This is a genomic window from uncultured Capnocytophaga sp., assembly GCF_938029845.1.
In the GTDB taxonomy this organism is placed as follows: Bacteria; Bacteroidota; Bacteroidia; order Flavobacteriales; family Flavobacteriaceae; genus Capnocytophaga.
In genome coordinates this window covers 1-24,911 of the sequence record NZ_CALHGG010000166.1, presented here as the reverse complement: position 1 = coordinate 24,911, position 24,911 = coordinate 1, and the positions used below count along the sequence as shown (strand labels likewise).

The 24,911-nt window shown below is 39.6% G+C and carries 24 protein-coding genes and 2 pseudogenes; 3 read left to right on the top strand and 23 right to left on the bottom strand.

The features are described 5' to 3' along the window. Window positions 1–236, top strand: a pseudogene (locus Q0625_RS12570) (heat-shock protein Hsp70); the annotation flags it as partial. A 72-nt stretch (window positions 237–308) separates the two neighbouring features. Here Q0625_RS12570 and Q0625_RS12565 read toward each other — a convergent pair. From Q0625_RS12565 to Q0625_RS12480, 18 genes are all read right to left on the bottom strand, one after another. Next, entirely contained in the window at window positions 309–2,300 is a 1,992-nt protein-coding gene (locus Q0625_RS12565; protein WP_298827923.1) for a TonB-dependent receptor, read from the bottom strand. Between the two features lie 7 nt (window positions 2,301–2,307). Beyond that, complete coding sequence (locus Q0625_RS12560; RefSeq protein WP_298827921.1) at window positions 2,308–3,213, bottom strand: hypothetical protein; 906 nt, start codon at window positions 3,211–3,213, stop codon at window positions 2,308–2,310. A 130-nt stretch (window positions 3,214–3,343) separates the two neighbouring features. Further along, window positions 3,344–3,724, bottom strand: coding sequence for a hypothetical protein (locus tag Q0625_RS12555; protein ID WP_298827919.1), 381 nt, complete (start codon window positions 3,722–3,724; stop codon window positions 3,344–3,346). Window positions 3,725–3,734: 10 nt separating this feature from the next. Next, window positions 3,735–4,688 carry a signal recognition particle-docking protein FtsY gene (ftsY, locus tag Q0625_RS12550; RefSeq protein WP_009641032.1) on the bottom strand — a complete coding sequence of 318 codons (954 nt, stop codon included), beginning with the start codon at window positions 4,686–4,688 and terminating at the stop codon, window positions 3,735–3,737. Window positions 4,689–4,696: 8 nt separating this feature from the next. After that, window positions 4,697–5,836, bottom strand: coding sequence for an AAA family ATPase (locus Q0625_RS12545; protein ID WP_298827917.1), 1,140 nt, complete (start codon window positions 5,834–5,836; stop codon window positions 4,697–4,699). 17 nt (window positions 5,837–5,853) lie between these two features. Beyond that, on the bottom strand, window positions 5,854–6,528 hold the full coding sequence (gene trmD, locus Q0625_RS12540; RefSeq protein WP_298827914.1) for a tRNA (guanosine(37)-N1)-methyltransferase TrmD: 675 nt from the start codon (window positions 6,526–6,528) through the stop codon (window positions 5,854–5,856). Continuing rightward, the gene (locus tag Q0625_RS12535; RefSeq protein ID WP_298827911.1) at window positions 6,529–7,173 is read right to left on the bottom strand and encodes a hypothetical protein; all 645 of its coding nucleotides are present in this window, start codon (window positions 7,171–7,173) and stop codon (window positions 6,529–6,531) included. It abuts the gene before it with no gap. Between the two features lie 208 nt (window positions 7,174–7,381). Further along, a complete protein-coding gene (locus Q0625_RS12530; protein WP_298827908.1) occupies window positions 7,382–7,735 on the bottom strand; it encodes a LysR family transcriptional regulator in 354 nt (117 codons plus the stop codon). A gap of 179 nt (window positions 7,736–7,914) precedes the next feature. Beyond that, the gene (locus Q0625_RS12525) at window positions 7,915–9,816 is read right to left on the bottom strand and encodes a class II glutamine amidotransferase (protein ID WP_298827905.1); all 1,902 of its coding nucleotides are present in this window, start codon (window positions 9,814–9,816) and stop codon (window positions 7,915–7,917) included. A gap of 2 nt (window positions 9,817–9,818) precedes the next feature. Next, window positions 9,819–10,748, bottom strand: coding sequence for a PfkB family carbohydrate kinase (locus tag Q0625_RS12520; RefSeq protein WP_298827903.1), 930 nt, complete (start codon window positions 10,746–10,748; stop codon window positions 9,819–9,821). 78 nt (window positions 10,749–10,826) lie between these two features. After that, window positions 10,827–12,011, bottom strand: coding sequence for a dicarboxylate/amino acid:cation symporter (locus tag Q0625_RS12515; RefSeq protein WP_298827901.1), 1,185 nt, complete (start codon window positions 12,009–12,011; stop codon window positions 10,827–10,829). Window positions 12,012–12,123: 112 nt separating this feature from the next. Beyond that, the gene (locus Q0625_RS12510; protein ID WP_298827899.1) at window positions 12,124–13,293 is read right to left on the bottom strand and encodes a porin; all 1,170 of its coding nucleotides are present in this window, start codon (window positions 13,291–13,293) and stop codon (window positions 12,124–12,126) included. Between the two features lie 79 nt (window positions 13,294–13,372). Beyond that, window positions 13,373–14,428: an L-asparaginase 2 gene (ansB, locus tag Q0625_RS12505; RefSeq protein ID WP_298827896.1), complete on the bottom strand. Its 1,056-nt coding sequence runs from the start codon at window positions 14,426–14,428 to the stop codon at window positions 13,373–13,375. Between the two features lie 105 nt (window positions 14,429–14,533). Further along, complete coding sequence (locus Q0625_RS12500) at window positions 14,534–14,965, bottom strand: Rrf2 family transcriptional regulator (protein ID WP_298827893.1); 432 nt, start codon at window positions 14,963–14,965, stop codon at window positions 14,534–14,536. Window positions 14,966–15,037: 72 nt separating this feature from the next. After that, on the bottom strand, window positions 15,038–15,382 hold the full coding sequence (locus Q0625_RS12495; RefSeq protein ID WP_298827892.1) for a heavy-metal-associated domain-containing protein: 345 nt from the start codon (window positions 15,380–15,382) through the stop codon (window positions 15,038–15,040). Window positions 15,383–15,578: 196 nt separating this feature from the next. After that, the gene (locus Q0625_RS12490) at window positions 15,579–16,007 is read right to left on the bottom strand and encodes a hypothetical protein (protein ID WP_298827890.1); all 429 of its coding nucleotides are present in this window, start codon (window positions 16,005–16,007) and stop codon (window positions 15,579–15,581) included. A gap of 237 nt (window positions 16,008–16,244) precedes the next feature. Beyond that, on the bottom strand, window positions 16,245–16,838 hold the full coding sequence (locus tag Q0625_RS12485) for a lipoprotein signal peptidase (protein ID WP_298827888.1): 594 nt from the start codon (window positions 16,836–16,838) through the stop codon (window positions 16,245–16,247). Window positions 16,839–16,887: 49 nt separating this feature from the next. Next, a complete protein-coding gene (locus Q0625_RS12480) occupies window positions 16,888–17,367 on the bottom strand; it encodes a type I restriction enzyme HsdR N-terminal domain-containing protein (protein WP_298827886.1) in 480 nt (159 codons plus the stop codon). A gap of 39 nt (window positions 17,368–17,406) precedes the next feature. Between Q0625_RS12480 and holA the strand changes: the two genes are divergently transcribed. Next, entirely contained in the window at window positions 17,407–18,411 is a 1,005-nt protein-coding gene (gene holA, locus Q0625_RS12475) for a DNA polymerase III subunit delta (protein WP_298827884.1), read from the top strand. 98 nt (window positions 18,412–18,509) lie between these two features. Here the strand turns inward: holA and Q0625_RS12470 are convergent, their stop codons facing one another. The 4 genes from Q0625_RS12470 to Q0625_RS12455 are packed head-to-tail and all read right to left on the bottom strand — an operon-like array spanning window position 18,510 to window position 23,348. Continuing rightward, on the bottom strand, window positions 18,510–19,817 hold the full coding sequence (locus tag Q0625_RS12470; RefSeq protein WP_298827882.1) for a hydroxymethylglutaryl-CoA reductase, degradative: 1,308 nt from the start codon (window positions 19,815–19,817) through the stop codon (window positions 18,510–18,512). A gap of 18 nt (window positions 19,818–19,835) precedes the next feature. Beyond that, window positions 19,836–21,101 (bottom strand): M64 family metallopeptidase, encoded by a 1,266-nt coding sequence (locus tag Q0625_RS12465; protein ID WP_298827880.1) that lies wholly within the window; start codon window positions 21,099–21,101, stop codon window positions 19,836–19,838. 34 nt (window positions 21,102–21,135) lie between these two features. Then, window positions 21,136–22,068 (bottom strand): Dyp-type peroxidase, encoded by a 933-nt coding sequence (locus Q0625_RS12460; protein WP_298827878.1) that lies wholly within the window; start codon window positions 22,066–22,068, stop codon window positions 21,136–21,138. Between the two features lie 17 nt (window positions 22,069–22,085). After that, window positions 22,086–23,348, bottom strand: a complete 1,263-nt coding sequence (locus Q0625_RS12455) for a sigma 54-interacting transcriptional regulator (protein WP_298827876.1) — start codon at window positions 23,346–23,348, stop codon at window positions 22,086–22,088. Between the two features lie 139 nt (window positions 23,349–23,487). On the opposite strand from Q0625_RS12455, the gene Q0625_RS12450 reads away from it, so the two are divergent. Beyond that, window positions 23,488–24,348: a YicC/YloC family endoribonuclease gene (locus tag Q0625_RS12450; protein WP_298827873.1), complete on the top strand. Its 861-nt coding sequence runs from the start codon at window positions 23,488–23,490 to the stop codon at window positions 24,346–24,348. Between the two features lie 363 nt (window positions 24,349–24,711). Here Q0625_RS12450 and Q0625_RS12445 read toward each other — a convergent pair. Next, a pseudogene (locus tag Q0625_RS12445) lies at window positions 24,712–24,911 on the bottom strand (peptide chain release factor 1); the annotation flags it as partial.

Genomic DNA, 24,911 nt, shown 5'->3' with positions numbered 1-24,911 from the left:
ATCAAGGGCAGAACAAGGCAGCAAGGATTTTTGCCGCTTCAGCTTCGGTACAGAAGCTGATCAAGATGCCTTTGGACTGGAAGAAGCGCTTCCCGAAGTTTGCCCGCGATCTTACGGGTTACCTTCGTGTGGGCACCAACGCCCATGATGATGCCCCCGATGCCCTTACGGGCTCTATAGAATGCCGCCAACCCCCAAAGAAAGTGGATTTAGCGGCCATGTTCGGACTTAGATAGTGAAGAGCGTAAAGTGAAGAGTGAACAGTTTACTCAACCGCTCTCTTTTCACTTTTCACTATTCGTTTTTCACTAAAACGTGATTCCCACGCTGGTAAAGATATTCCTACCCATGCGAGGGATATTTCCCCAATCAGCATAGGTGCTGTAATAGTTGTCGAGGATATTTTCTACACCAACCTCCCACCTTAGGGTTTGCTTACCTATGGGAAAACGATAGTTGGCGGAAAGATTATACACGATATAGGCAGGAGTACGGTCTTCTCCATATTGGGGTGAATAGGCGGTTTGTGTAAAGTCTCCATTGAAAGAGAAAGTTGTCCCTAAGCGACCTTGGTTATACTGTAAGGAAGACTGATAGCTAAGTGGTCGAATGAAAGGAAGGTTTTCCCCTTCAAAGTCCGTCCCCTTAGCATAGTTAAGACTTCCTTTCCATTGGAAGTGTTCTAAGAAATGGTAACTTAGGTTCAGGGATGCATTGAAAATCTTAGCGTGTTCTAGTGCTTCGTATTTTTTCACCCCTACCGAGGCTGCATTCATAGGAAAGGCTATACGCAAGATCTTACCCAATATATAGTTCTCTATATAGAAATGATTCACCTTTGCCTCTACAATAAGGGCTTGGTTTTCATAGCTAAGACTTCCATTGAGTTCGTAAGAAATTTCATTTTTCAGATTGGGAGTACCTATATAGTCATAGCGGTCAAAACTATTGTAGATATAGTACCCATAGGCCTCCGATACCGAAGGTGCCCTATGTCCATAGCCTGTTCCCATGGAAAGGGTGAAAGGAGCTAATTTCAGCTGATAAGTAGCATGTAAGCTAGGAAGAAAACGCACTTTGTTCTCAGGAGAATCGGCGGTATTTTGGTTGAATACACGAATAAAATCCAAATATTCTATGTGGTTATGATGTACCCCTAGCGTGCCACCCAAGGTAAATTGTTCCCTATCGGTCAGCTCCCACTGATTGGAGAAGGAAAGCCCTCCGTAGTTGGTCGTGACTCCAGGCCAAGTAAAGGCAAAACCATTGACCTTGCTCCTATCCTTAGGGTACATGGTCATTTCGGCCAGCGAATAGTTAGAATAACCATTAAACTGAATATCAGCGGTATAGTTATCCTTCTTGAGAAGGATTTTGGAAGTAAGCCCATAGGTAGTTGTCCAGCCAGGCATGTCCATATGTACGAGATTTTCAGGGCGAGTGGTATCGTCCATATAGTGCTCTATAGCATTGAAGTAGAATTTAGAATCCCATACCTTGAGTATTCCCTCCTCAAATAATTGTTTGAAGGAAAGCGAAGAAATCAAGGCGCGCGCTAGCCAAGTATCCATAGGGAGTGCAGGGTAGCCCACATCCTTAGCCACGTCAAAGATGGCATCGGCTTTCAGGGCAGAGAGTTCAGTGGTTTTGTAAGCCAGTCCCAAGGAGGTATTGTATTTTTCAAATTGGGAATGTTTCACTTTATTCCCATGTCCGTCTTTATAGCTCTCAGCCTTGCGATAAGCAGCAGTTCCGTCGGCTACAAATTTCTCAGAGGAATAATAGAGGTCAGCCATACCAAAACGATGAGCGTTATTCTGTTGGAAACCTAATTGAGCAGATCCTCCATAATTAGGCTCTTCTGAGAAAGCCACTCGCTTGCGCTTGAGGTCTATCCCTCCTGCTATGGTGGCTCCATGCATGCCTCCTTCCTGTCCCGAATGTACATCTATTTTGGAGAGGTTATTAGTCTCCACATAGGAGGTTACAGGGTCCATCTTATCGGTACAAGCCCCAAAGATGTGCATCCCCTCAATGGTAATACTGGAGCGCTCTGTATTCATATTGTTAAGCATAGGCTCCCAAGCGTAAGCCCCGCGCTTGATAAAGCTAATGTTATCGGAGGTAGCCAAATACTCATCCACCGAACAAGAGAGTTTTACATCGGATTGAATTTGCTTTTTCCTAAATTTTTCAGCTACAACAACCTCTTTGAGCCGAATAATACTGTCTTTTTTGCTTATCTGTCCGTAAGCAGACCCTATACCTAATATAAATAGGTAGGTTATATATCGTTTCATGCGTTTTTTAGAATAAAATATCAATATGAAGTTCACTTTGCTCACCAAACACCCCCATTTTCACCGTATTGGGCACTTCAGTACCTTTGATAACTCTCTTTTGAGTATCTTTAAGGATGAAATTCAATGTCCAATAGCCCGACATGGTATAATTCACCTTCCCGTGATAAAAGCCATCTGCCCCTTGGGTCAGGTCTTGGTTATCAGGAGACGAATGGTTTCCCATATCCTCCCCTGGCATACGAGGATCCAACTCCAAAAGGTAGTTGTTGGCGACAGTATAAGTGCTATCGGGCTGTTGCACCCATATCCCTGCGGAGAGGTCATTAAGGGCTACCTTAGGAATTTCGGGAGCGGTTAGGGCAATCATGTATTTCTTGCCATCACGACCTTGGAACTGGGTCATATTTAGGTTCGGATTACGAGTGTCCCATACTGTTATTTCTTTCTCGGCTTGATACTCCCTACCCTCTATTGTATAGGTAAGACTCAGATGCCAAGGCGTTTTGATGCCTGTATGAGTTGCATTGAGTACTGAGTATTTTTTAGGTGTATCAAATACTACAAATCCTTTGAATATACGGCTATCTTCGCTATTATCAAGGACTTTGCTATAAGGAATATAACTAGGCTTACCCTTTGCATCGGTTCGTGTTACAGAAAGGGTTACCTTTTCTACATTGAGTTTTTCAAAAGTATTAGCTGTTGTAATTTTCACAGCTAAGGCATTGTAACCACGCAAGAACTCCCCACCAGAGGATTCAATAGAAATCAGGTGCTCATTTTTTTCAACTTGTGTTACTTCTTGTAGGGCACCACGTGAGACAAAATTAAGACGGTTGCCGAAAGGCGTTTTCTCAACTGTACAAGAAGCTGCCAAGGCAATAAGTATAAGGAAGTATATATTTTTCATTTTTTACTAATTTAAGAATATAGAATTATAGAACATAGGGTTATAACTAACCTCCAATCATTAATGACTAATAACTAACCACTAACCACTAATAACTAACCACTAATGACTAACCACTAACAACTCATGACTAACAACTAATTGGTGGTCTTAGTGTTTCCCTATTTATATCCTTGTAAGTAGAAAAATGATAATAAAAAAGTAGATTTTTTTCGGTAGAGAGCAGATTAAGCGATTCAAACGTAGGAATTTCCACGTAAAAAACCTCTGTCTGGTTTTTTGTAAAATCAAATTTTACATCAGTTTGTTCTGATGTGTTTTCTGACGATACTTTGGCTAAGAAGCACTTACCATCACAGTGTTTCTGTGTATTGGTTTTGTTTTCACAGAAAAGAGTGATGAATTGTGTAGGATTGATTAGGTAATAAGAGAAAAAAAGCCCCCCACGTATGGCACTAAGCAGTACCATACAAGAGAGGATAATAATGAAAAAGCGTGCTTTTCTTCTCATTCTATCATGACTATTTGAAGAAAGAATCCACAAATTCGTATTTGTTGAATACTTGCAAATCTTCTATTCCTTCCCCTACACCTATGTATTTGACAGGGATTTGGAACTGATCGGAAATTCCTATAACAACCCCCCCCTTAGCTGTACCATCGAGCTTGGTGATAGCCAAGGCATTAACCTCCGTAGCTAGGGTGAATTGTTTGGCTTGTTCAAATGCATTTTGACCAGTAGAACCATCAAGCACTAAGAGAACCTCATCAGGAGCATAAGGAAGGAGTTTTTGCATTACCCGCTTTACCTTACTGAGTTCATTCATCAAATTAATTTTATTATGCAAACGTCCCGCTGTATCAATAATGACCACATCGGCCTCTTGCGAAAGCGCCGAAGAAAGCGTATCATAAGCTACCGAAGCAGGATCGCTCCCTGTCTGTTGCTTGACAAGGGGTACCCCTACCCTATCAGCCCATACTTGCAGCTGGTCAATAGCTGCCGCACGGAAAGTATCCGCAGCCCCTAAGACTACCTTGAGTCCTTTCTTTTTGAACTGATAAGCGAGCTTGCCTATGGTAGTAGTTTTCCCTGCTCCATTGACTCCAACCACCATAATTACATAAGGTTTGCGCTCGGTAGGAACAAAGAAATCCACCGCTTCTCCCCTTTCGGTCTGGGAGAGAAGTCCTGCTATTTCTTCCCTAAGTATCTTATTAAGTTCACTGGTTCCCAAGTATTTGTCCTCGGCTACACGCTTTTCTATACGCTCAATGATTTTCAGAGTGGTATTCACTCCTACATCACTGCTGACCAAAACACCCTCCAGTTCATCCAAAATAGTATCATCTACCTTGGATTTTCCAGCAATGGCACGGGTGAGCTTATCAAAAAATGAAGTCTTTGATTTCTCTAAACCCTTGTCCAATGTTTCTTTTTTCTCGGAGGAGAATAATTTTTTAAAGAAATTCATAGTCTTTGTTATTTGAAGCCTATCTTAGAACTGTTCTGATCCTCCTTCAAGGCTTTGGTTTCCATATTGGTAAGTTCTGCTAAGGAACAAGGCGCGGTAATAGTAGGTTCTTTTCCTATAGAACGCAAATAATTATTTGCTTTCTCTACCGAAAGCTCCTTGAACTTATATTCGGCTATGAGTCGCCCCTTTCTCAATAGGGCGGAATCAATTTTGGATATATCCGAGTTGAATGTACAAATAAGCTGACACTCAAGCACATCGGACAGCATACCATCAGCTATATTCAGTATAGAGGATACCACATCAGTATTGCTGTTATAAGCGGTACGCTCGGCTATATAGTTCTCACAATCCTCCAAGACCAAGACTGAATTCTTATGGTCAATAAGCACTCCAATGAAGGACGGATCCGTCAGGGAGGCTATCATGGAGGTAGGGACAAAGATAAATTTCTTGTTGGGGATTTGGCTGGTGAGCCACTTGATATAGTTAGTCTTACCAGAGCCTGCTATCCCATGGAAGAGCACAATACCCTTGTTCTCATCGGTAATACTCTTTTTCACACGGTTGTGAACTTCCAAGAAATCATCATTGTACATCTTATCAAAATCAATACGGAAAGGCTTGATGGTATGTGTTTTTACATCAAAACCATTCTGAGTCTTGAGCAATATAGATACTTTTGCCTTCTTGGGCTGATATTTCTCTAAGTATTCGGAAAATAATACCTTTAACCCCTCTACACTAGCAGACTGATTATTGTTATAATACACATAATTGACCTTATAGAGTCCTTCTTCGAACATTTCGGAGTCGTATTCATTGGTAAGGTTATGCGAAATAAGGATAAATACCTCCAACTTAGGATGGAAATAACACTCCTCATCTTCGTAGAGCTTATTATTCTTAGAAGAATAGTCCAAGGTATAGAAATCCGTACATTTCACAAAGTGCTGTAACTTATCTCGCTGAATGATCAAGTCATCATTCGAGAGGTAAATATCACACATCAAGTCCGACAACAAATATCTGAAAGGTGCCTTGGAGGTAAGATAACGATTCTTATCAAAGAGTTCTATCTCATCATCTCCATTTACACCGAGTATTTTTATTTCTCTGTAATACTTTGATTCTAGAATTTTCATTAATTTGGTTTCTTTTTTTATTCTAACAAATCAGGACGTCGCTCTTGGGTTCGCTTATAAGCTTGCTCCTCACGCCACATATCTATCTGAGGGGTATTACCACTTAGCAATATATCTGGTACCTTCCAGCCCTTATATTCGGCAGGGCGTGTATATACGGGCGGGGCCAAGAGATTATCCTGAAAGGAGTCCGTAAGGGCAGAAGTCTCATCGGAGAGTACTCCAGGGATTAGGCGTACAATGGCATCGGCTAGTACCGCGGCAGCCAGCTCCCCTCCTGAAAGCACATAATCCCCAATGGAGATTTCCTTGGTTACGAAGTGGTCTCTCACACGCTGATCCACCCCCTTATAGTGTCCGCAGAGAATGATAATATTCTCCTTGAGAGAGAGTGCATTGGCCATAGGCTGATTCAGCGTATGCCCATCAGGGGTAAGGTAAATAACCTCATCATAATCACGCTCTGCCTTCAGAGCTGAGATACATGCGTCAATAGGTTCTATCATCAGTACCATGCCCGCTCCCCCACCGAAACTATAATCATCTATCTGTTTGTAGTTGCCCAGTCCATATTGGCGCAAATCGTGGAAATGCACACTAGCCAATCCCTTCTCCACAGCTCGTTTGAAAATGGAGTGTTGAAAAGGGCTTTGGAGTAACTCTGGAACAACCGCTATAATATCAATACGCATTTAAGAACGATGTTTGTTGATTTCATCTTGCAATTGTCGGCGTACTTTTTGTTCGCGCTCAATGGCTTTGGTACGATATTCCTCGTATTCGTTTTGCAAGTCTTCCAAATCCTTTAGTGCCCCACGGGTGATACTATTGGAACTGGTATATCGAGAGATAAATACCACAAGAAGTATCGCCAATACGGCTATAATACCCCATACAATAATAGAATAAACACCTTTTTCTATGGTAAGTCCAAAGAAATCTATACTATCATTACGATTTTTCTCTTTATCAAGTTCGCTTTGTAAGTTTTGTATATTGAGATTTAATTCTTTTATACGAGATGATTGTACACTGATGGTATCCAATTTTTCACGCAACAAACTCTTTTGCTCTTTTATGCTATCGAGCAATGTTTTCTTAAAAGTATATATACTTTCTTTCTTTACAAGCTTAAACTTTTCCCAGTTCCCTGATTTGTCCACTAGTTCATCAAACTGACCTTCTATGGTAGTGGGATATTGTTTTTCCTCTTGGGATACTTCTGTTGTACTACGGGTGCGAGATTGTGTAAGATCTTGTTGTTCTGTCTCACTCTGTGCTGTAGCTAATAAAGAAAAGAAAGCTGTAAAGCCAATAATAAATAATTTTCGTGTCATTTTCAGATTTATATTTTTTAATTTCTTGTGCAAAAATACTATTTTTTCTCTAATAAAATACCTCCTCGTTTATTATTAACAAAAATTTGTTTGCTTGGAGTATTCAAAATAAAAAGGAGCAAGAAAAGCCTTTATTTCAGCATATCCTTGTTCCTCTTTTATATCACAACTAACCTAAAACTTATTATATTTCTTGGATAAAAGGACCTTAGTTTTCTTTCCAACCTGTGAAATAGCCATTTTCCCCTTTGCTATATTGCTTTAAGCTGTCATTTACATCTTTGAAAAGCTGGAGAATATCTCTCCCCTCTTCTGTAAGGATACTGTGACCTCCTGCTTTTCCTCCTGCTTCCTTAGCTACAATCTCAAAGGAGGAATTTCGGTTCATTTCCTGAATCATGCCCCATGCGCGACGATATGGAATATTTAACACTTTTGCAGCCTCTGAAATAGAACCTAATACATCTATCTGTTCCAAAAGTAATGCCTTTACTGCATTAATTTCCAAACCTGTATCCGTTTCTATCCAGATATTCCCTTTTATTTTTAGATTATTTTCCATGACGTTCTTCAGCTAATTTGGCACCCTACAAACTGTTTTAGGTTGATAATCAGAAAATTACCTATCCTCAAATTGTAATGCAAATATACGCATTTTTTTTTGAAAAACACAATTATTTTTCTATTTTTATCACAACCTATTAATAATCAATAACTTGATTAGTCACTAGTTATTAGTCACTAATAAGCACGCTGCTTATTTCCTTCGTAAAAATTGATAAAGGCTTGGTTAACCACTCTATTGCCTCCTACAGTAGGGTAATCGCCTGTAAAATACCAATCTCCTAAGTTCTTAGGACAAGCCTTATGTAGGTTTTCCACACTTTGGAAGATGATATCTAGATCACACTTCATCGCTTCTGGTCGCAAAAGCTGAGTAATCTTCTGGGATATCTGCTCTGGGGTGAAAGGAGCATAAAGTTCTTTGACATAATTGACAATTTCCGTATCGGGCTTACCCTTTTGGGCTATACATTTTTGGTAAATAGCCTCCACTACCCCATAAGTACCTGCATCCTTGTGTAGGGCAAGAGTAGCCTCGAAGGCAATCAGATCTTCCAGACGTGCCATATCTATCCCATAGCAATCAGGGTAACGGATCTGTGGAGCAGAAGAGAGTACAGTTATTTTCTTAGGTTGTAATCTATTGAGGATATTAAGAATACTCTTTTTAAGAGTGGTTCCTCGTACGATACTATCATCAATAATCACCAAGTTGTCCTGATGCTTTTTTACTGAACCATAGGTAATATCATACACATGGGCAACCATATCCTCACGACCTGAGTCTTCGGTGATGAAAGTACGCAATTTCACGTCCTTAATGGCCACCTTCTCTATACGAGGGCGCACTGAAAGAATCTCGGAAAGGCGTGCTTCGGTAAGGGTTGTGCCTTCCTGAAGAATCTGTTGCTTTTTCTTCTGATTAAGATGTTCTGACACGGCTTCTATAAGCCCATAGAATGATGTTTCTGCCGTATTAGGAATATAAGAAAATACCGTATTTTGTAGGTCATTATCAATGGAGTGGAGTACCTGAGGTAAGAGCAAAGCCCCCAATTTCTTTCGCTCCAAATAGATTTCTTGGTCACTACCGCGAGAGAAGTAGATACGCTCAAACGAACAAGCCTTACGTTCCACCGGTTCCAAGATCTGTTCTATCTGTGAAGTACCATCCCTATTGATAAGAATAGCAGCCCCAGCAGGTAACTCTATTACTTCTTCAAAAGGAACATCGAAAGCTGTCTGTATCACAGCACGTTCGGAGGTCACTACGACTACCTCATCGTCCTTGTAGTAATAGGCAGGACGAATAGCAGCGGGATCTCTCAAAACAAAAGAAACTCCATGACCTACAATTCCAGCCATGGCATATCCTCCATCCCAGCGTGCAGCTGCCTTCTTGAGTACCTTGACCATATCCAGTTGCTCCATAATCAGCGGAGAAGCCTCTCGCTTACTGATACCCTCTTGCTTGAGTCGGCGATAGCACTCCTCTACTTCATTGTCCAAGAAGTGCCCAATACGCTCCATCACTGTAATGGTATCGGACTTGGCAATAGGGTGTTGCCCTAATTCTACCAACTTGTTAAAGAGTTCATTAACATTGGTCAGGTTGAAGTTTCCCGCCAAGATAAGATTGCGATAGATCCAGTTGTTTTCTCTAAGGAAAGGGTGTACATTCTCTATACTATTCTTTCCAAAAGTACCATAACGCACATGCCCCAGATACACCTCTCCTAGGTAAGGTATCAGTTGCTTGAGTGCCTGTACATCTGTTTTGGCTTCTGGATGGCTTTTCAATAACTCATTGATATGAGAGTTGATTTGCTTGAAAATGTCCTGAATAGGCTGGGAATCATTGGAGCGTACTCTTCCTATATAGCGTTCGCCTGGTTGCATATTTAGCTTGATATTGGCAAGTCCTGCCCCATCTTGTCCACGATTGTGTTGTTTTTCCAACAACAAATACATCTTATGAAGCCCATAGAAAGGGGTTCCATATTTCTGCTGATAATATTCTAAGGGTTTAAGAAGGCGAAGTAGTGCAATTCCGCATTCATGTTTGATCGCATCGCTCATTTTTAGACAACTTTTATTTCAAATTGAGTCAATTCTTTCAAGCAGAAAAGACGTCGAAGGACTTCCTCCTTGGTTAGAGAAAGTAGTCTCTCTACTCCCATCTGTTCTACGCAGAAAGAGGCCAAGGTAGTGGCATATACCAAGGCATTTTTCATGTTTTCAAAGGAGACTTCTCCTGTTTGTGCCATATAACCTATAAAACCTCCTGCAAAAGTATCTCCTGCTCCCGTAGGATCATATACTTGAGTCAAAGGCAAGGCTGGGGTGAAGAATCTTTTTTCTTCGTGGAAAAGCATAGCGCCATGCTCTCCCCTTTTGATGATAATATAAGAAGCTCCTTTTTGCTGTAATTTCTCTACCGCCTTAAGCAGAACAGTCTCTCCTGTAAGAGCAAAAGCCTCCTCATCACTTACAGTAAGTACATCGGTTTTTTGGATAAGTTCTTCCAATAAATCAGGAGTATGATCTATCCAATAGTTCATCGTATCGGAAACTACCAGGCTTGGTCTTGAGGAGAGTTGCTCCAATACCTGAAGTTGCACCTTGGGGTGTAGGTTTCCTAGCAGTACAAAAGAAGCATCGGAGAAGGCAGGGCTAATTTTAGGTACATAACCCTTGAGTACATTTTCCTGTGTCTCAAGAGTCTCCCTTTTATTCATATTGGTAAAGTAACGCCCACTCCAAAAGAAGCTACGACCTGATTGTACTTTCTCTATTTGGGAAATATCTATTTCACGTTCTAGAAGGTAGTCCAAGAAAGATTGTGGATAGTCCCCCCCTATGACCGACACGACGGCCTGTTCTACATCAAAGATAGCACCTGCCAAAGCACTATAATTGGCAGCTCCTCCCATGGTGCGTTCCACCCTGCTCAGAGGTGTCTCTATAGTATCAAAGGCTAAAGTTCCTACTGTAAGTAGCTTATTGTTCATTTTTTGAAAAATCACTTTAACGAAGGTACAAAGGTACTACTAATTTTTGAATTAACAATATATTTTGTATTTTACTCCTTAGTTTCCTTTTCCTTCTTCTATCTTATTGACAATGAGCGCCACAGCTCCATCACCTGTTACATTACAAGCGGTACCGAAGCTATCCATAGCTACATAGAGAGCGATCATTAGTCCTTGTTGTCCCTCATTGAAGCCCAACATAGAGCCTAAGATCCCCAATGCTGCCATAATCGCTCCTCCTGGTACCCCTGGGGCAGCTACCATGATAATACCCAACATCATGATAAAACCTGAGAAGAGTTCCAAGTCAAAGGGCATACCTTCCAAGAGCATCAATGCCATAGCACAAGCGGTGATTTTCATGGTACTTCCCGAAAGGTGTATAGTGGCACATAGTGGAATTACAAAACCTGCAATACGAGGAGACACGCCCATCTTTATAGCTTGTTGCAAGGTGATAGGAATAGTAGCTGCGGAGGACTGTGTCCCCAAGGCCGTTGCATAGGCAGGGAACATATTGGCAAGCGACTTGAACGGATTCTTCTTAGCAATCCCTCCTGCGATTAGGTATTGTATAATCAAAAGAAGTATGTGCATAACAAAGAGTACCACGATGAGCTTGAAGAACACCTCTATAACGGAAACTACTTTTCCACCAAAAGTGATTTCGGCAAAAATAGACATGATATAATAAGGCAATACAGGGATAATTGCCTTAGCAATGAGCCAACTTACGATCTCACCAAACTCTTCTATCACTCCTGAAAGCACTGATTTTTCCTTGAGAGATAGGCCTATCCCCATGATGAAAGAGAGCACTAAGGCTGTCATTACATCGGTTATAGGAGGCATCTGGATAGAGAAGAAAGGAGTAAGTACCTGCTCGTCCTCCATAGGTTTTATATGCTGATTCTCAAGTAATGAAGGGAATATCGCCTCTGAAGCAAAATAGGTAGAAAAGCCTGAAAACAAAGTAAATGAATAAGCAATCCCCACAGTAATGAGTAGCAGGCGACCTGCACTTTTGCCCAATTTGCTAATGGAAGGCATCACAAGCCCCATAATGATAAGCGGTATAGAAAATCCTAAGAAGCTACCAAAAAGCCCCTTGAAAGTAAGGACTATTCTATAAATCCACTGAGGGAACCACCCTTTGAGTACGAGCCAGCCTAAGAGAATCCCCAAGAGTATTCCACAGAATACTTTGAATAATAGGTTTGTGTATATTTTTCTGAGTTTCATATCTTATATGTTTAACAATTATTTCTAAAAATTTATATGATAAATAAAGTAAGCACAAAACCTCCCCTCCTTGTAGGAGGGAGGTTTTAGTTATTTTATGTATGAGAAAGACTTAGAAAGCCTTGATACGATACATCATACCCAAGCTCACACGGTTGGTACTTTTTGTTACATTGGATATTTCACGACTTCTGCCTACATAAGCTAGGAAGAAGCGCAAGTCCTGTGATGGGAAAGGTAAGTACTCTACCCCTCCGTAATAACCTAAGCCGGTCATCTTATTGCCTGCTAAATTACTTTCAGCAGTTTCATAGATTCCTTGAGCAAATAGGTTAAGTGAAGGTATAGGTTGGTATTCGGCCTTAAGCACAAAGGTGTTATACTTGGTATCTTTGAGAGGGTCTCCTTTTCCATTGACACTTAGGGGTGTATAGTTAAGTCGATCTAACTGTTCATCAGCTCTCATGTAGTCCAAGAAAGCTTGGAACTTAGGTAAAGCCACACGAGTACCAAGCATTACCATAGTATTGTTATAGCCTTCTGCTTCACTTTGTAAGCCTACTCCCCAGCGGGTTTGTAGTATGTTATCGAAGAAAGAACCATTCCAGTTGAATATATAAGTAAGTGGTATATTGCTTTGTTTTAAGGTGCTACGAGGATCTCTATTTGTATAGATATTCGCAAAGCTATCATTGCGTACATCGGTAACTTGTAGGTTGAACTCATGATTGGCATTAGGCGTATAAGTAACCATACCACCAAGCATAAAGTTATCCATATTATCTATGAAATCTGAATATTCATAGATATTCATTGGGTTCAAGTCAAACTCATACCCTCCCCATGCTTGACACATCTTACCCACAGTAAGTGCCCACTTATCGTCTATATGGAAACCAGCATAGAGCATGTCAGTAGCTTTGGCCAAGTTGTCCAAATCCACTCCTGCATTAGACTTGTTCAAGCGATGACGGAAACGGTAAAAGATACGGTCGGTAATATTACCTCTCACTTCCAAACGCAACTGACGTGCTTTAAATTTTGTAGTCATATCCTGATCTTTTGCTTTCTCTGCATCAAGACTGGACTGGAAGTTAAAGTACAAAATATTGAACCGCTTATCAATAGGGTTGATACCTTCTGGTGAGGTTACAGGCATGGATTGTGCTTGCTTGATCTGCTCCAATTCAGCCTTTAGTTGATTGATTTGTCCTTGTAAATCTTCTTGTGCAAATGCTCCCATAACGGATAGGAACATAGCGGATATAAGTAATTTTTTCATCTCTATTCGTTTTTTGAGAAACAAAAGGCAAAAAGTAGCAAGAAATTTCTCCTTATACTTTTTGCCTTATCTTTAAGTATTAATACTCATTAAAATATTGTTGGATTTGTTGCCAATCCTTAGTCTTAGTAAGTGCCAACATCAGTAGCACTCGTGCTTTTTGAGGATTAAGAGCACCTGATGCCACAAAATGATATTTAGCATCATCTACTTCGGCATCCAAGGTAGTTGCTCCTGTAGGTACACGAGAAGAACGTACAATTTGGATACCACTTTGTTGTGCTTTCACCGCCAAATCAAAAATAGTATGATAAAAATTACCATTTCCTACCCCTGCATGTACAATACCGTCGAACTTAGCATCTATAAATGCCTTCATAGGAAGTTCAGATACATTGGAATAGCTATATACAATTCCTACTTTAGGAAGTGCTTTTAAGTTATCCACATTGAAAACAGATTGAGCAGTATGCTTATTGGTAGGAGTACGTCCAAAGAATACTTTTCCATTGTGGATATAAGCTAAAGAACCATAATTAGCTCCTCTGAAAGTATCTACAGAGGTTGTATTGGTTTTGATAACGTCCTTGGCATCAAGAACAATATCATTCATACATACCATAACTCCACGACCTTGTGCATTTTTGTCAGCTGCTACTGCTACTGCATTATACAAGTTCAAAGGACCATCGGCACTCATTCCTGTTGCAGGACGCATAGCACCTACTAGCACTACAGGCTTATTACTATGTACTGTAAGGTTTAGAAAATAAGCTGTTTCCTCCATTGTATCGGTACCATGAGTAATTACTACTCCATCATACCCTTCCTTATTAAGGAGTTCATTGATACGCTTAGCAAGCTTTAGCCATACATCATCATTCATGTCCTGAGAGCCTATTTTTACAATTTGTTCTCCAGAGACATCGGCTAAGTCTTTCACTTGGGGTACTGCTTGTAGGAGTTGGTTGATACCAAGTTCTCCAGCCTTATAATTAGTTTCAGTAGCGGACTTGCTCACTCCTGCAATAGTACCACCTGTTGCAAGAATACGTACTTTCGGCTTTTGTGCGAAAGCTACCACAGACACCATTAACAATAGTGCAAGGGCAATTTTTTTAATTGTTTTTTGCATTTTGTATATCAATTAATTAACTTTTGCGATAGAAATTTACAAGCACAAAAGTACCATTTTTTTTGCAAAAAAACAAGAAAAAAGTATATTTTTTAAAAGATAATATCAGACAAGAAGGTATGCTTCTCCTTTTCTGATTTTATCTGCGAAATATTCAATATCATGCTTTTCCAATTCTCTTAAAAACTCTTCCTTGAAAGGCTTCACAGCATAGTGCATAGGACAAGGCGTTTCCTCTGAGCAAGGTCTAATTCCTAAGATACAAAGAGAGAACTTATCCACTCCATCTATATGGTGTACAATATTAGCCAAAGGGGCTTTCATTTTCTCTTCAGTAAGATAGAAACCACCCCCTGGTCCCTTAGATGAACAAATAGCATTCTTCTTTGCTAATATCTGTAATAGTTTTGCTAAAAAAGCAGTAGGGATATGTAAGACTTCTGATATTTCCTTAACTCCTTTTTTATTTTCTACGGAGGAATGCAGCGCTAAATAAAGTACCGCATTGATTGCATATTTAGTTGAATTTGATAGCATTCTTATGTTTTTAGATTAATTTTCCCAAGGCTCAAAAAAGTTTTTGTAACCTTGACTTACAAGGTGTCCGAATCAAGGAACTACTGTATAAGCATCTCCACCATTGGAGCCTTCTATCACAGAGATAAGGGACTCTTTAGAGAGCTTATGAGCATCAAAGGATATGGTAGCTGTTTTGGCATCAAAATCAACCTTAGCTTTGGCAACACCTTCTGTATTGTTTAGATTTTTTTCTATGGTAGCGGCACATCCATGAGCACAAGTCATTCCCTCTATCTTGAGAGTAACCTCTTGTAATTGCTGATCAGAAGCAGGAGCTTTTTGCTCACTTTGCTGAGCCGCCTCAGATGGTTTTGAATTGTTATTAGCACAACCTATAAGTGCTAAAAACAATACTGATAAAGTAAGATATTTCATTATTTTAATGATTAATGGTTAATTCTCAATTGTTAATGAATTTTATAAATAGGCTTAGTATAAGTAAGTTATTTATCTGCTTTCTACCTAAGAATTAATATATTCTTATAGTAATTAATAATTAACAATTACAAGATACACAAAAAGCCCTTCAGTATAGAAGAGCGTTTTTGCATATTATGGTTTCATATTTATTCTAGAAGAACAATCTTCTTCTTACAGTTTGTTGCTCTTCGGCAGTAGGTACGTAGCTGTCTTCTACTGCTTTGAAGAGTTTGTTATGCAACATTTTGGTAATTGCAATATTTTGCTTAGATTCATCTAGAATCAAGTGTACCAAGAACTGACGGTTGCTTGATGAGAATAACACATGCAATTGTTCTTTGAGGGCAATTTCAATACGGTCTATATTCTTATCGTTAAGCCCTTCCACATATCCTAACGCTTTAGTAGCTTGACGTAAGATTTCTACTTGGAAAGCACTTGATAAGCGGTTATCCACGTTAGAAGCTGCTTCATAAGCAATAGTATTACCATCATTTGTACTTACCACAGTGATTGAAATAAATCCTGGCACCTCTTGGCGCATAGCCTTTACATAGGTTTCAAATAGATTTGTATCCATAAAATTACTATTTATTTACTTGTTCAAATTTTGCACAAAGGTATAAACTTTTTTCTTATTTAAAAATATTTTGCGACTTTTTTTTTGCTTTTTTTCTCAACATGTTTTTCAACATATTTATCAACAATATATTCATTAAGAAAATAGAAGTTTAAATTGTTATTATTTATTAATATATAATCCTAAATCAATGATTTTATCTGATAAATTACAAAAATAACTCAATATGATGTTAAATTATTTTTTAAATGCTTGTTTATTAAAAATAATCAACAAACCGACAGCTACAGAGATTGCAGAATCTGCAATATTAAAAATTGGGTCAAAAAAAGTAAATCGGTTGCCTCCGAAGAACGGAATCCATTCAGGAAGCTGTGTATCTATGAGTGGAAAAGAGATCATATCCACTACTTTACCATGAAAAAGAGTCCCATAAGGCTCTTGGCTCATGAACGTTGCTACATTATTTACACTATGGTCAAAAATCACTCCATAGAATACAGAATCAATAATATTACCCAAAGCACCTGCAAAGATAAGCGCTATAGAGATAATGAGGACTTTAGGAGCTTTTTGCTTAACCGATTGCCATAACCAATACCCTATTCCTATAATAGCTACTATCCTAAAGATAGTCAATATCAGTTTACCATATTCCCCTGGAATCTTTACTCCCCAAGCTGCTCCTGGGTTCTCTGTAAAGTGTATACGAAACCAATCAAAAACATAAACAGATTGGTCTAGAATAAAATGGGTTTTGATATATATTTTACTGGCTTGGTCTAACAATAATACCAAAAATATAATAAGACCTGCATGGGATAACTTCATAACATGGGTATAAAAGTGGGGCAAAGATACAACTTTTAATGATTAATAATTATGTATTTATCATATTTTTTTGAATTTCATTCTGAGGATAGAAACTGGGGAGTTCTCGTAAGAAAACATAAGCCTTTTTATCATAATCTATCTGGTAAAATATATGTTGCAATCCATTGGTTATCATAAGGTTTTCTGCCTTTAAGGTGAGGTTATAGCGAGCTATCTGGTCAAAGACCTCTTGGGTGAGTCCCACCTGTGGCGCCTTGCACTCCACCACCAAGAAAATACTTCCATCGGGGCGATAGATAACAATATCATAGCGCTTGGTTAAGTGATTGACCTGTATGCGTTTTTCCACACTCATCAGTGACTGAGGGTAGCCCCTATCTTGTAAGAGAAAGCGTACCGCATGCTGTCGTACCCATTCTTCAGGAGTAAGCATCACAAATTTTTTTCGGATTATATCAAAAATATATCGTTTATTTTCATTACTTTTGAACCGAAATTCGTATGTAGGGAAATTCAATGTTTGCATGGGTGCAAATATACAAAAAGAAAATTAGAAACGCATAGTATGAACGAAGTAGAAAAAATCTTAGCCGAATTAAAAAACCAAAATTATAGCCCCATCTACTATCTATGTGGGGAAGAGCCTTATTTTATTGATATTATCAGTAACTATATAGAACAAAATGTTCTTTCTGACGATGAGAAAGCTTTCAACCAACAAGTGGTTTACGGCAAGGATATTACTATAGATACACTCATCCACTATGCACGTGAGTACCCTATGATGGCACAACGAAGAGTGATCATCGTCAAAGAAGCGCAAGAGCTTAGTCGCACCATAGGTCAGCTACTCCCCTACGTGGAAAAACCGTCTCCTACTACTATCTTGGTACTTTGTTATAAATATGGTAAGATAGATGGAAAAACCAAATTGGCTAAAGAACTCAAAAAATACACTACTCTAGAGAGTAAAAAACTCTACGAGAGTGATACCATTAAGTGGGTAAATAGTTTTTTGAAAGAAAATGGATATAGCATCAACCAAGTTGCTTGTCAGCTATTGGTAAGTTTCTTGGGTACTGACCTAAGTCGTATTGCTAACGAACTGAACAAACTCAAGATTATTCTCAAGCCAGGAACAGAAATCACCCCTACCCATATAGAGGAAAATATAGGTATCAGTAAGGATTTCAATGTATTTGAATTGCAGAATGCTCTTGGTAGGAAAGACCTTACTAAGGCAATGCAGATCATTAAGTATTTCAACGAGAACCAAAAGGATAACCCCATGCCCATGATTACAGAGAACCTATACCGATATTTTAAGAGTCTTTTTATCTTCTCCAGCCTTACAGGTCGCACTGATGCTGAATTAGCCAGAGAAATGGGCGTTAATCCGTACTTCCTAAGAGACTATAAGCAGGCGGCAACCCTTTACCCCTTAAAGAAAATCAGCCATTGCATGGAGGTTATCAAACAAGCCGACCTCAAAAGCAAAGGGGTAGAAAGTGGGTCCATCTCCTACTATGATATACTCAAAGAAATGGTTATTTTAGTGATTAGTGATTAGTGGTTAGTGGTTAGTGATTAGTGGTTAGTGATTAGTGACTAACTTCTGACAACTAAAAACTGACAACTGACAACTAACAACTAACAACTGACGAAAGGCTACTGACCTCTAAGTTGGTTAAATGCTTGTACGACCTCGCTATGAGAGACCGTTTTGTCCTTGAAATAGGTAATAAGTTGTTGTTTTTCCTCTGGAGTAGCTCCTAATTGGTTTAGTATATTGACTAAGTGCATTTTCATATGCCCCTTCTGAATTCCATGGGTGACCAAGGAACTCACCGCCGCAAAATTCTGTGCTAACCCCACGCAGGCGATAATCTTCATAAGTGCTTCTGCTGAAGGATTTTCAAGTATCTTTAAGGCTGTTCTTACCATAGGGTGTAGTTTGGTAAGTCCTCCTACAGTACCTATTGCCAAAGGTATTTCTATACTATAATGGAAGATGCCATCTATGAGAGAGGCTTGAGTAAGACTCTTGTACCTACCTTCCTTAGCTGCATAGGCGTGAGCGGCTGCTTCCACTGCACGGAAGTCATTTCCTGTGGCAATGACTACAGCATCTATACCATTCATAACCCCTTTGTTATGAGTTACCGCACGATATACATCGGCATTGGCTACTGCAATAGCTCGAACAAAGTCGGTAGCGAACTCCTCCCCTGTAATGTCATTATAGGACATTTGGCTAATAGGTGCGGATACTTCTGCCCTTACTAAGCACTGAGGGGTATAATTGGAGAGAATACTCATGAGTACTTCCAGATTTCCCTGAGTGATATGCGTGAGTGCTTCTCGCTCAATGGTTTGGGTCATCTGTTCCAAACATGAATTGATAAAATTAGCCCCCATAGCATCTCCCGTGAGGAAAGTTACAAATACCTGATAATAGTGCTCTAAGGAATCCGTCATATCCTTGAGCATAATGGAAGAGATTCCCCCTCCTCTTTTGCGCATATTTTCAGTAAGAGCGCTGGTTTCCTCGTATAAGAGTGGGTCTATTTGGTTAAAGAATTGGAAGAGTTCCTGTTTGTTTCCGTCAAAAAACAAATGAATATGCCCTACCTTTTCCATACTACGTACTTGACAATGGAAGCCTCCAAGTTCAGACCAGAATTTGGCTGCTTTGCTTACGGCAGCTACCACTGAACTTTCCTCTACCACCATAGGCACTGTATAATTGCGACCATCAATTAAGAAATTAGGCGCCACGGCAAAAGGTAAGACATAGTTACCTATGGCATTTTCTATAAAATCATCATGTAGCTTTTGCAAGTTACTATCCGCCAAATCATAAGTTGTAAAGACCTGCTCTGCAGAAGCCTCCTTGTTAAGATAGGTTTGGCATATCCATTGACGTTTTTCCTCCTTAGTGAGTTTAGAAAAACCTTTAACCATGTTAGTATTCATATATCTGAACTAAAAATCTTATTCTGTATAAAAGTGTATCATTCTCTCAATAGCACGGGTGCATACAGGGCAGAAATCATTACTATCAATAGAATTCATTCTGCAATCCTGCATAGGGCTATACATCCCTTTAGAAAGGTAGCCACCTCCCTCGAAGGCTCCTACTTTCTGTAGGTACTTAGTTGTACGAGGAGTAGGAATAGGGGTGCGTTTGTCCACCATATCCTTCCACTTAGTCCCGAAATCCACCAAAGAGGTAATGTTAGGCTCCCAAGGCTCTATTTTAAGATTGTAGCGACTTCCCATTCCCTCTTCATAATTGTATTCATCGGCAAGACCTACAAAACCATGACCAAACTCATGAACAAAGGTTTTTTCTGCTAAAGAATTATCCGATACATTAAGATTCAACAAGTTATAGAAAGCACCCCCTCCATATTCCTCGGTATTGACCACTACAAAGAGTTGGTCATAAGGCAAAGCCGCTGCTACATCAGCTACCTTAAAGAAAGAAGGGCAAGTGAGGTATCTGTCCATACCAAAGGAATAAAAATGGCTGTCAAACAAAGTATTTTTATAAGCTAGTACCCCTGCTAAGTCTGTTCCACTCTCTTGAGAAGGTGCCAACACTGCATAGATATTGAAGTCCTTTTTATGCTTACTATAAGGGGCAATAGCGAATAAATAATCAAATAGGCGCTGGGTATCGGCAACAAACTTATCCATTTCCTCTTGGGTATATCCTTCAGGAAGTACCACTATATCCACTTTTCGCTCAGGTGCTCCATTGTTCAGTAGCTGTTTGACAGGGAATTTCAGAGGAGCATCTTTGACAATCCTATAATCGGTAGGATCTACGGTAGTGGAGAGAAGGGTTGCAAAATTTCCATCGGTTTTTCTATGGTCAAAATTCACCTTAACCTGTGCTTTAGGGTAAGGTACTTGAAGAGGAATCTCGAAGAACTCCGTTTTAGTCTCATCGGGTTCTAGGCTTTGCCATTCTTCCAAGAGTGTGATAAATCCTTTGGAATACAATACCTTGCCCGATTCAGGCTCCAATACTTGTATACGGTACTCCCCTTGATTGGGGTGTATCAAGTTCGTATGAGAACCTCCAAAAAGTGGTTCCTGTTTGAGTCCTTTGAGAGCTACCTGAGTGCTTTGCTTTGTTCCAAAAAGGAAAAAATCCAATCGCAGTGCCTCCTTAGTAAAATAAGTATCATAGGACTGAGCCCCTGCTACTTGTAATAACAATAACGAAATAAAAAATAATATGTTTCTCATATATTATAGGCTATTTAATGATTATCGAAATTCACTAGGCTAAGTCAGCAAAATCATCCAACATATCCAATGAAGGAACAAAGAAAAGCGTACCTGTTTGAGCTGTACTAAAGTCCAATAAGCGGTCATAATTGCCCACAGGATTTCCTACAAACATATTAGTAAGCATTTTCTCCACTGTACTGAATGTATTGGCATAACAAATAAAGTAAGTACCCATTTGATGACTTAGAGGATCATGAAAAGGCATGTTGTCCCTTACCACTTTTAGATCATCACCCACATTGGCAAGAGCCGAATGCGCATTAGTAGGCTTGGTATCATCATCCATTTCTATATCCATTTCCTTAGTACGACCTATTACCTTTTCTTGTTCTGATACAGGTAAGGCATGCCAAGCGTTCATATCATGTACATATTTTTGTACAAATAGGTAGCTTCCTCCTTGGTAATGAGGATCTTCTTTGCCTACTACGGCGAACTGTTCTCGCTCCTGACCACGAGGGTTTTCAGTTCCATCTACAAAACCTATGATTGCGCGTCCGTCCCAATACCTAAACCCTTGTACATTTACTATAGTATCGGCGATAGATTGTAATGCTTGAGAGATTGTAGCAGCCATATCATAGGCTAAACTTGGGTTATGTGCACGGATATGGAAGTGAAGGTCCCCTTCTGTAGCCACAGCGGTATGTTTGTTACCCCTAATAGGCTCAAAATCCTTAAGCTCTTTAGGCAAAGGTTGAGGTAAGCCCAAAGTAACCCACGCCTTATGGCTAATACCTATAGTTACACTGGCGCGTGCCCCAGGGAAACGATCGGCTACAGAGTTATTAAGGTTTCCCACCCAACCACATACTTTAGCAAAAATACTGATTAACTGCTTTTTATCTAAATCCTTTTTAAATACCCATACTAAAAATACAGTATTGTTATTAGGTAGATCAGTTACATTTTGATAGTTCATATATCTACTTGACTATATTATTGTTCTATATTGTATTGTTTTATTTTTCTATAAAGGGTTCGTTCAGATATACCCAGTTCCTTAGCCGCTTCTTTTCTTTTACCCTTGTGTCGATCCAATGATTTTTGTATCAGCTCCACTTCCTTATCCTGCAAAGAAATAGGTTCTTCTTCCTGAATTTCCTCAGCGAAATCATAAGTATTATGTTTTCCCACATGCGAAGGCACCTTGTCATGAGAGAGGAGCATCATAGCAGGTTCGTTTGCCTCGGCAGGATAAGTAACCTCTGGGGATCCATATATTTTATGAATAAGTGTTTGGTTTTCCTCTTGTATCTTAGCGGTATTTCCTTCCTGTATAAGCTTGAAAGTGAGTTGCTTGAGATCATTCAGATCATTGCGCATATCAAAAAGCACCTTATAAAGGATTTCCCTTTCGGAAGCAAAATCTGTCTCAGCTTTCCCCTGAGATACCATAGCAGGTAGGTGACTCACCCCATCCTGGGGAAGGTAAGAAAGCAGCGTTTCGGCAGAGACCTCCCTTTTTTGTTCTACCACGGATATTTGTTCGGCAATATTTCTCAGTTGCCTTATATTACCAGGCCATCGGTAACGCAATAGCTCTTTGATTGCTCCCTCAGAGAGTTGAAGGGTAGGCATACGATATTTCTGTGCAAAATCAGAAGCAAATTTTCTAAACAGTAAATAAATATCGTCTTTACGTTCTCTTAGAGGAGGAAGGAAAATCTCCACTGTATTCAACCTATAATATAAATCCTCACGAAAGCGTCCTTTCTTGAGGGCTTCCTGCATCTTTACATTGGTTGCTGCCACAATACGCACATCCGTTTTTCGAGGTATGGAGTCCCCTACACGAATAAACTCCCCATTCTCCAGGACTCTCAAGAGGCGTACCTGTGCTGAAAGCGGTAATTCCCCCACTTCATCAAGAAAAATAGTTCCTCCGTTGGCTTCTTCAAAGTAGCCTTTCTTGTCTTCCTTGCCAGAGTGTGTAAAGCTACCTGCCTTAAAACCAAACAATTCCGAATCAATAGTACCCTCAGGGATTGCACCACAGTTGATTGCTATATATTTTGCATGTTTTCGTGCAGATAGTGTATGTATGATACGAGCAAAGGCCTCCTTACCCACGCCACTCTCCCCTGTGATCAGTACTGAGACGTCAGTAGGAGCTATACGGACGGCCTTTTCTATGGCAAGATTCAGTTTGGAATCATTGCCAATAATGCCAAAACGTTGTTTTACAGATTGAATGTCCATATTATGGAGTTCCTTTAGTTTGAGATATGAAAAACTTTGCAAATGTACAAAATTAATTTACAATACACAATTTAAGTAAGATATTTACACGATTTAAGGGATATTTTTAGTACCTTTGCACTCATCAAAGAATACAACAATGATACAGTCCATGACAGGCTTTGGGAAAAGCCTACTTCAACTTACTCATAAAAAAGTCATTATAGAGATAAAGTCCCTAAACAGCAAGGCTATAGACCTCAATACCCGTATTGCACAGGCCTATAAGGAGAAAGAGTTAGTCCTTAGGAAACTCATTTCTGACACCTTAGAACGTGGAAAGATTGATTTTACCCTTACCATAGAAAACACTTCAGAGACAAGTAGCTCTACCCTTAATGCCCCTATAGTAAGAGGCTATATACAACAGATGCAAGCCATTACCCCCGATGCGCCCGAGGTAGAACTTCTTAAGATGGCTGTACGCATGCCTGATGCCCTTACTACCCCTGTTGAGGAAGTAGATGAGCAGGAATTTGCCCAAATAGAGGAGCAGTTAGTTGTAGCCCTCAAGCAATTACAAGACTTTCGTCGCAGTGAGGGTGCTATCCTAGAGAAAGATTTTGTGCTGCGTATAAAAAATATACAAGCCCTTTTGAGCCAAGTAGAAACTCTTGATGTAGAGCGACTTGCTGCCATCCGCAATCGTATGGAGAAAGCCATAGAAGAGATCAAGGATCGTGTGGATGAGAATCGATTTGAACAAGAATTGATTTTTTACCTTGAGAAATTGGACATCACCGAGGAGAAAGTACGGCTTGCCAATCACCTAAATTACTTCCTTACTACCCTTGAAGAACCCCAATCCAATGGGCGCAAATTGGGATTCATCGCTCAAGAGATAGGGCGCGAGATCAACACCTTAGGTTCCAAAGCTAACCATGCCCAAATGCAACAAATTGTAGTGCTGATGAAGAACGAATTGGAGAAGATAAAAGAACAAGTACTTAATATCCTTTGATAGTGAGTAGTGATTAGTGATTAGTGGTTAGTGATTAGTGGTTAGTGGTTAGTGGTTAGTAAAAATATGAGTCAATAGTTAAAACACTATTTACTAACTTTTTAAGACGCAATGAATTGCGTCTCTACCCTAATGCAGGCTAAGCATAACTCCCTACTAGTCTAGTCTTCCATAGGAGCTCAATAAATATAGAACTTTTTTATGAAGTAAGAAGTAAAGCAATTGCAAAGAAGAAGGCTTATGAGGCTAAGAAAGAACTCTAAAAGGGCTTAAAAAGACACTATAAATAGTGCTTTGATTAAACAAATGACGAGTGACTAATTCCTATGGTGGTATTTGTCACTCGTCATTTGTTATTTGTTACTAAAAGATGTCGCCTTCTTTGAGTTTTTCGGTATTTTCAGCTAGTTGGAGTTCGTCAATCAGACGTTGGATATCTCCGTTCATAATATTACCTAAATCATAAAGCGTTAGTCCAATACGGTGATCCGTTACGCGGCCTTGTGGATAGTTATAGGTGCGTATCTTGGCACTTCTGTCCCCACTGGATACCATACTCTTAC

Excerpts from the sequence above, each read along its gene's own strand:
- Q0625_RS12565 (WP_298827923.1), bottom strand. The coding sequence starts at position 2,300 with ATGAAACGATATATAACCTACCTATTTATATTAGGTATAGGGTCTGCT.
- Q0625_RS12560 (WP_298827921.1), bottom strand. The coding sequence starts at position 3,213 with ATGAAAAATATATACTTCCTTATACTTATTGCCTTGGCAGCTTCTTGT.
- Q0625_RS12555 (WP_298827919.1), bottom strand. The coding sequence starts at position 3,724 with ATGAGAAGAAAAGCACGCTTTTTCATTATTATCCTCTCTTGTATGGTA.
- ftsY (WP_009641032.1), bottom strand. The coding sequence starts at position 4,688 with ATGAATTTCTTTAAAAAATTATTCTCCTCCGAGAAAAAAGAAACATTG.
- Q0625_RS12545 (WP_298827917.1), bottom strand. The coding sequence starts at position 5,836 with ATGAAAATTCTAGAATCAAAGTATTACAGAGAAATAAAAATACTCGGT.
- trmD (WP_298827914.1), bottom strand. The coding sequence starts at position 6,528 with ATGCGTATTGATATTATAGCGGTTGTTCCAGAGTTACTCCAAAGCCCT.
- Q0625_RS12535 (WP_298827911.1), bottom strand. The coding sequence starts at position 7,173 with ATGACACGAAAATTATTTATTATTGGCTTTACAGCTTTCTTTTCTTTA.
- Q0625_RS12530 (WP_298827908.1), bottom strand. The coding sequence starts at position 7,735 with ATGGAAAATAATCTAAAAATAAAAGGGAATATCTGGATAGAAACGGAT.
- Q0625_RS12525 (WP_298827905.1), bottom strand. The coding sequence starts at position 9,816 with ATGAGCGATGCGATCAAACATGAATGCGGAATTGCACTACTTCGCCTT.
- Q0625_RS12520 (WP_298827903.1), bottom strand. The coding sequence starts at position 10,748 with ATGAACAATAAGCTACTTACAGTAGGAACTTTAGCCTTTGATACTATA.
- Q0625_RS12515 (WP_298827901.1), bottom strand. The coding sequence starts at position 12,011 with ATGAAACTCAGAAAAATATACACAAACCTATTATTCAAAGTATTCTGT.
- Q0625_RS12510 (WP_298827899.1), bottom strand. The coding sequence starts at position 13,293 with ATGAAAAAATTACTTATATCCGCTATGTTCCTATCCGTTATGGGAGCA.
- ansB (WP_298827896.1), bottom strand. The coding sequence starts at position 14,428 with ATGCAAAAAACAATTAAAAAAATTGCCCTTGCACTATTGTTAATGGTG.
- Q0625_RS12500 (WP_298827893.1), bottom strand. The coding sequence starts at position 14,965 with ATGCTATCAAATTCAACTAAATATGCAATCAATGCGGTACTTTATTTA.
- Q0625_RS12495 (WP_298827892.1), bottom strand. The coding sequence starts at position 15,382 with ATGAAATATCTTACTTTATCAGTATTGTTTTTAGCACTTATAGGTTGT.
- Q0625_RS12490 (WP_298827890.1), bottom strand. The coding sequence starts at position 16,007 with ATGGATACAAATCTATTTGAAACCTATGTAAAGGCTATGCGCCAAGAG.
- Q0625_RS12485 (WP_298827888.1), bottom strand. The coding sequence starts at position 16,838 with ATGAAGTTATCCCATGCAGGTCTTATTATATTTTTGGTATTATTGTTA.
- Q0625_RS12480 (WP_298827886.1), bottom strand. The coding sequence starts at position 17,367 with ATGCAAACATTGAATTTCCCTACATACGAATTTCGGTTCAAAAGTAAT.
- holA (WP_298827884.1), top strand. The coding sequence starts at position 17,407 with ATGAACGAAGTAGAAAAAATCTTAGCCGAATTAAAAAACCAAAATTAT.
- Q0625_RS12470 (WP_298827882.1), bottom strand. The coding sequence starts at position 19,817 with ATGAATACTAACATGGTTAAAGGTTTTTCTAAACTCACTAAGGAGGAA.
- Q0625_RS12465 (WP_298827880.1), bottom strand. The coding sequence starts at position 21,101 with ATGAGAAACATATTATTTTTTATTTCGTTATTGTTATTACAAGTAGCA.
- Q0625_RS12460 (WP_298827878.1), bottom strand. The coding sequence starts at position 22,068 with ATGAACTATCAAAATGTAACTGATCTACCTAATAACAATACTGTATTT.
- Q0625_RS12455 (WP_298827876.1), bottom strand. The coding sequence starts at position 23,348 with ATGGACATTCAATCTGTAAAACAACGTTTTGGCATTATTGGCAATGAT.
- Q0625_RS12450 (WP_298827873.1), top strand. The coding sequence starts at position 23,488 with ATGATACAGTCCATGACAGGCTTTGGGAAAAGCCTACTTCAACTTACT.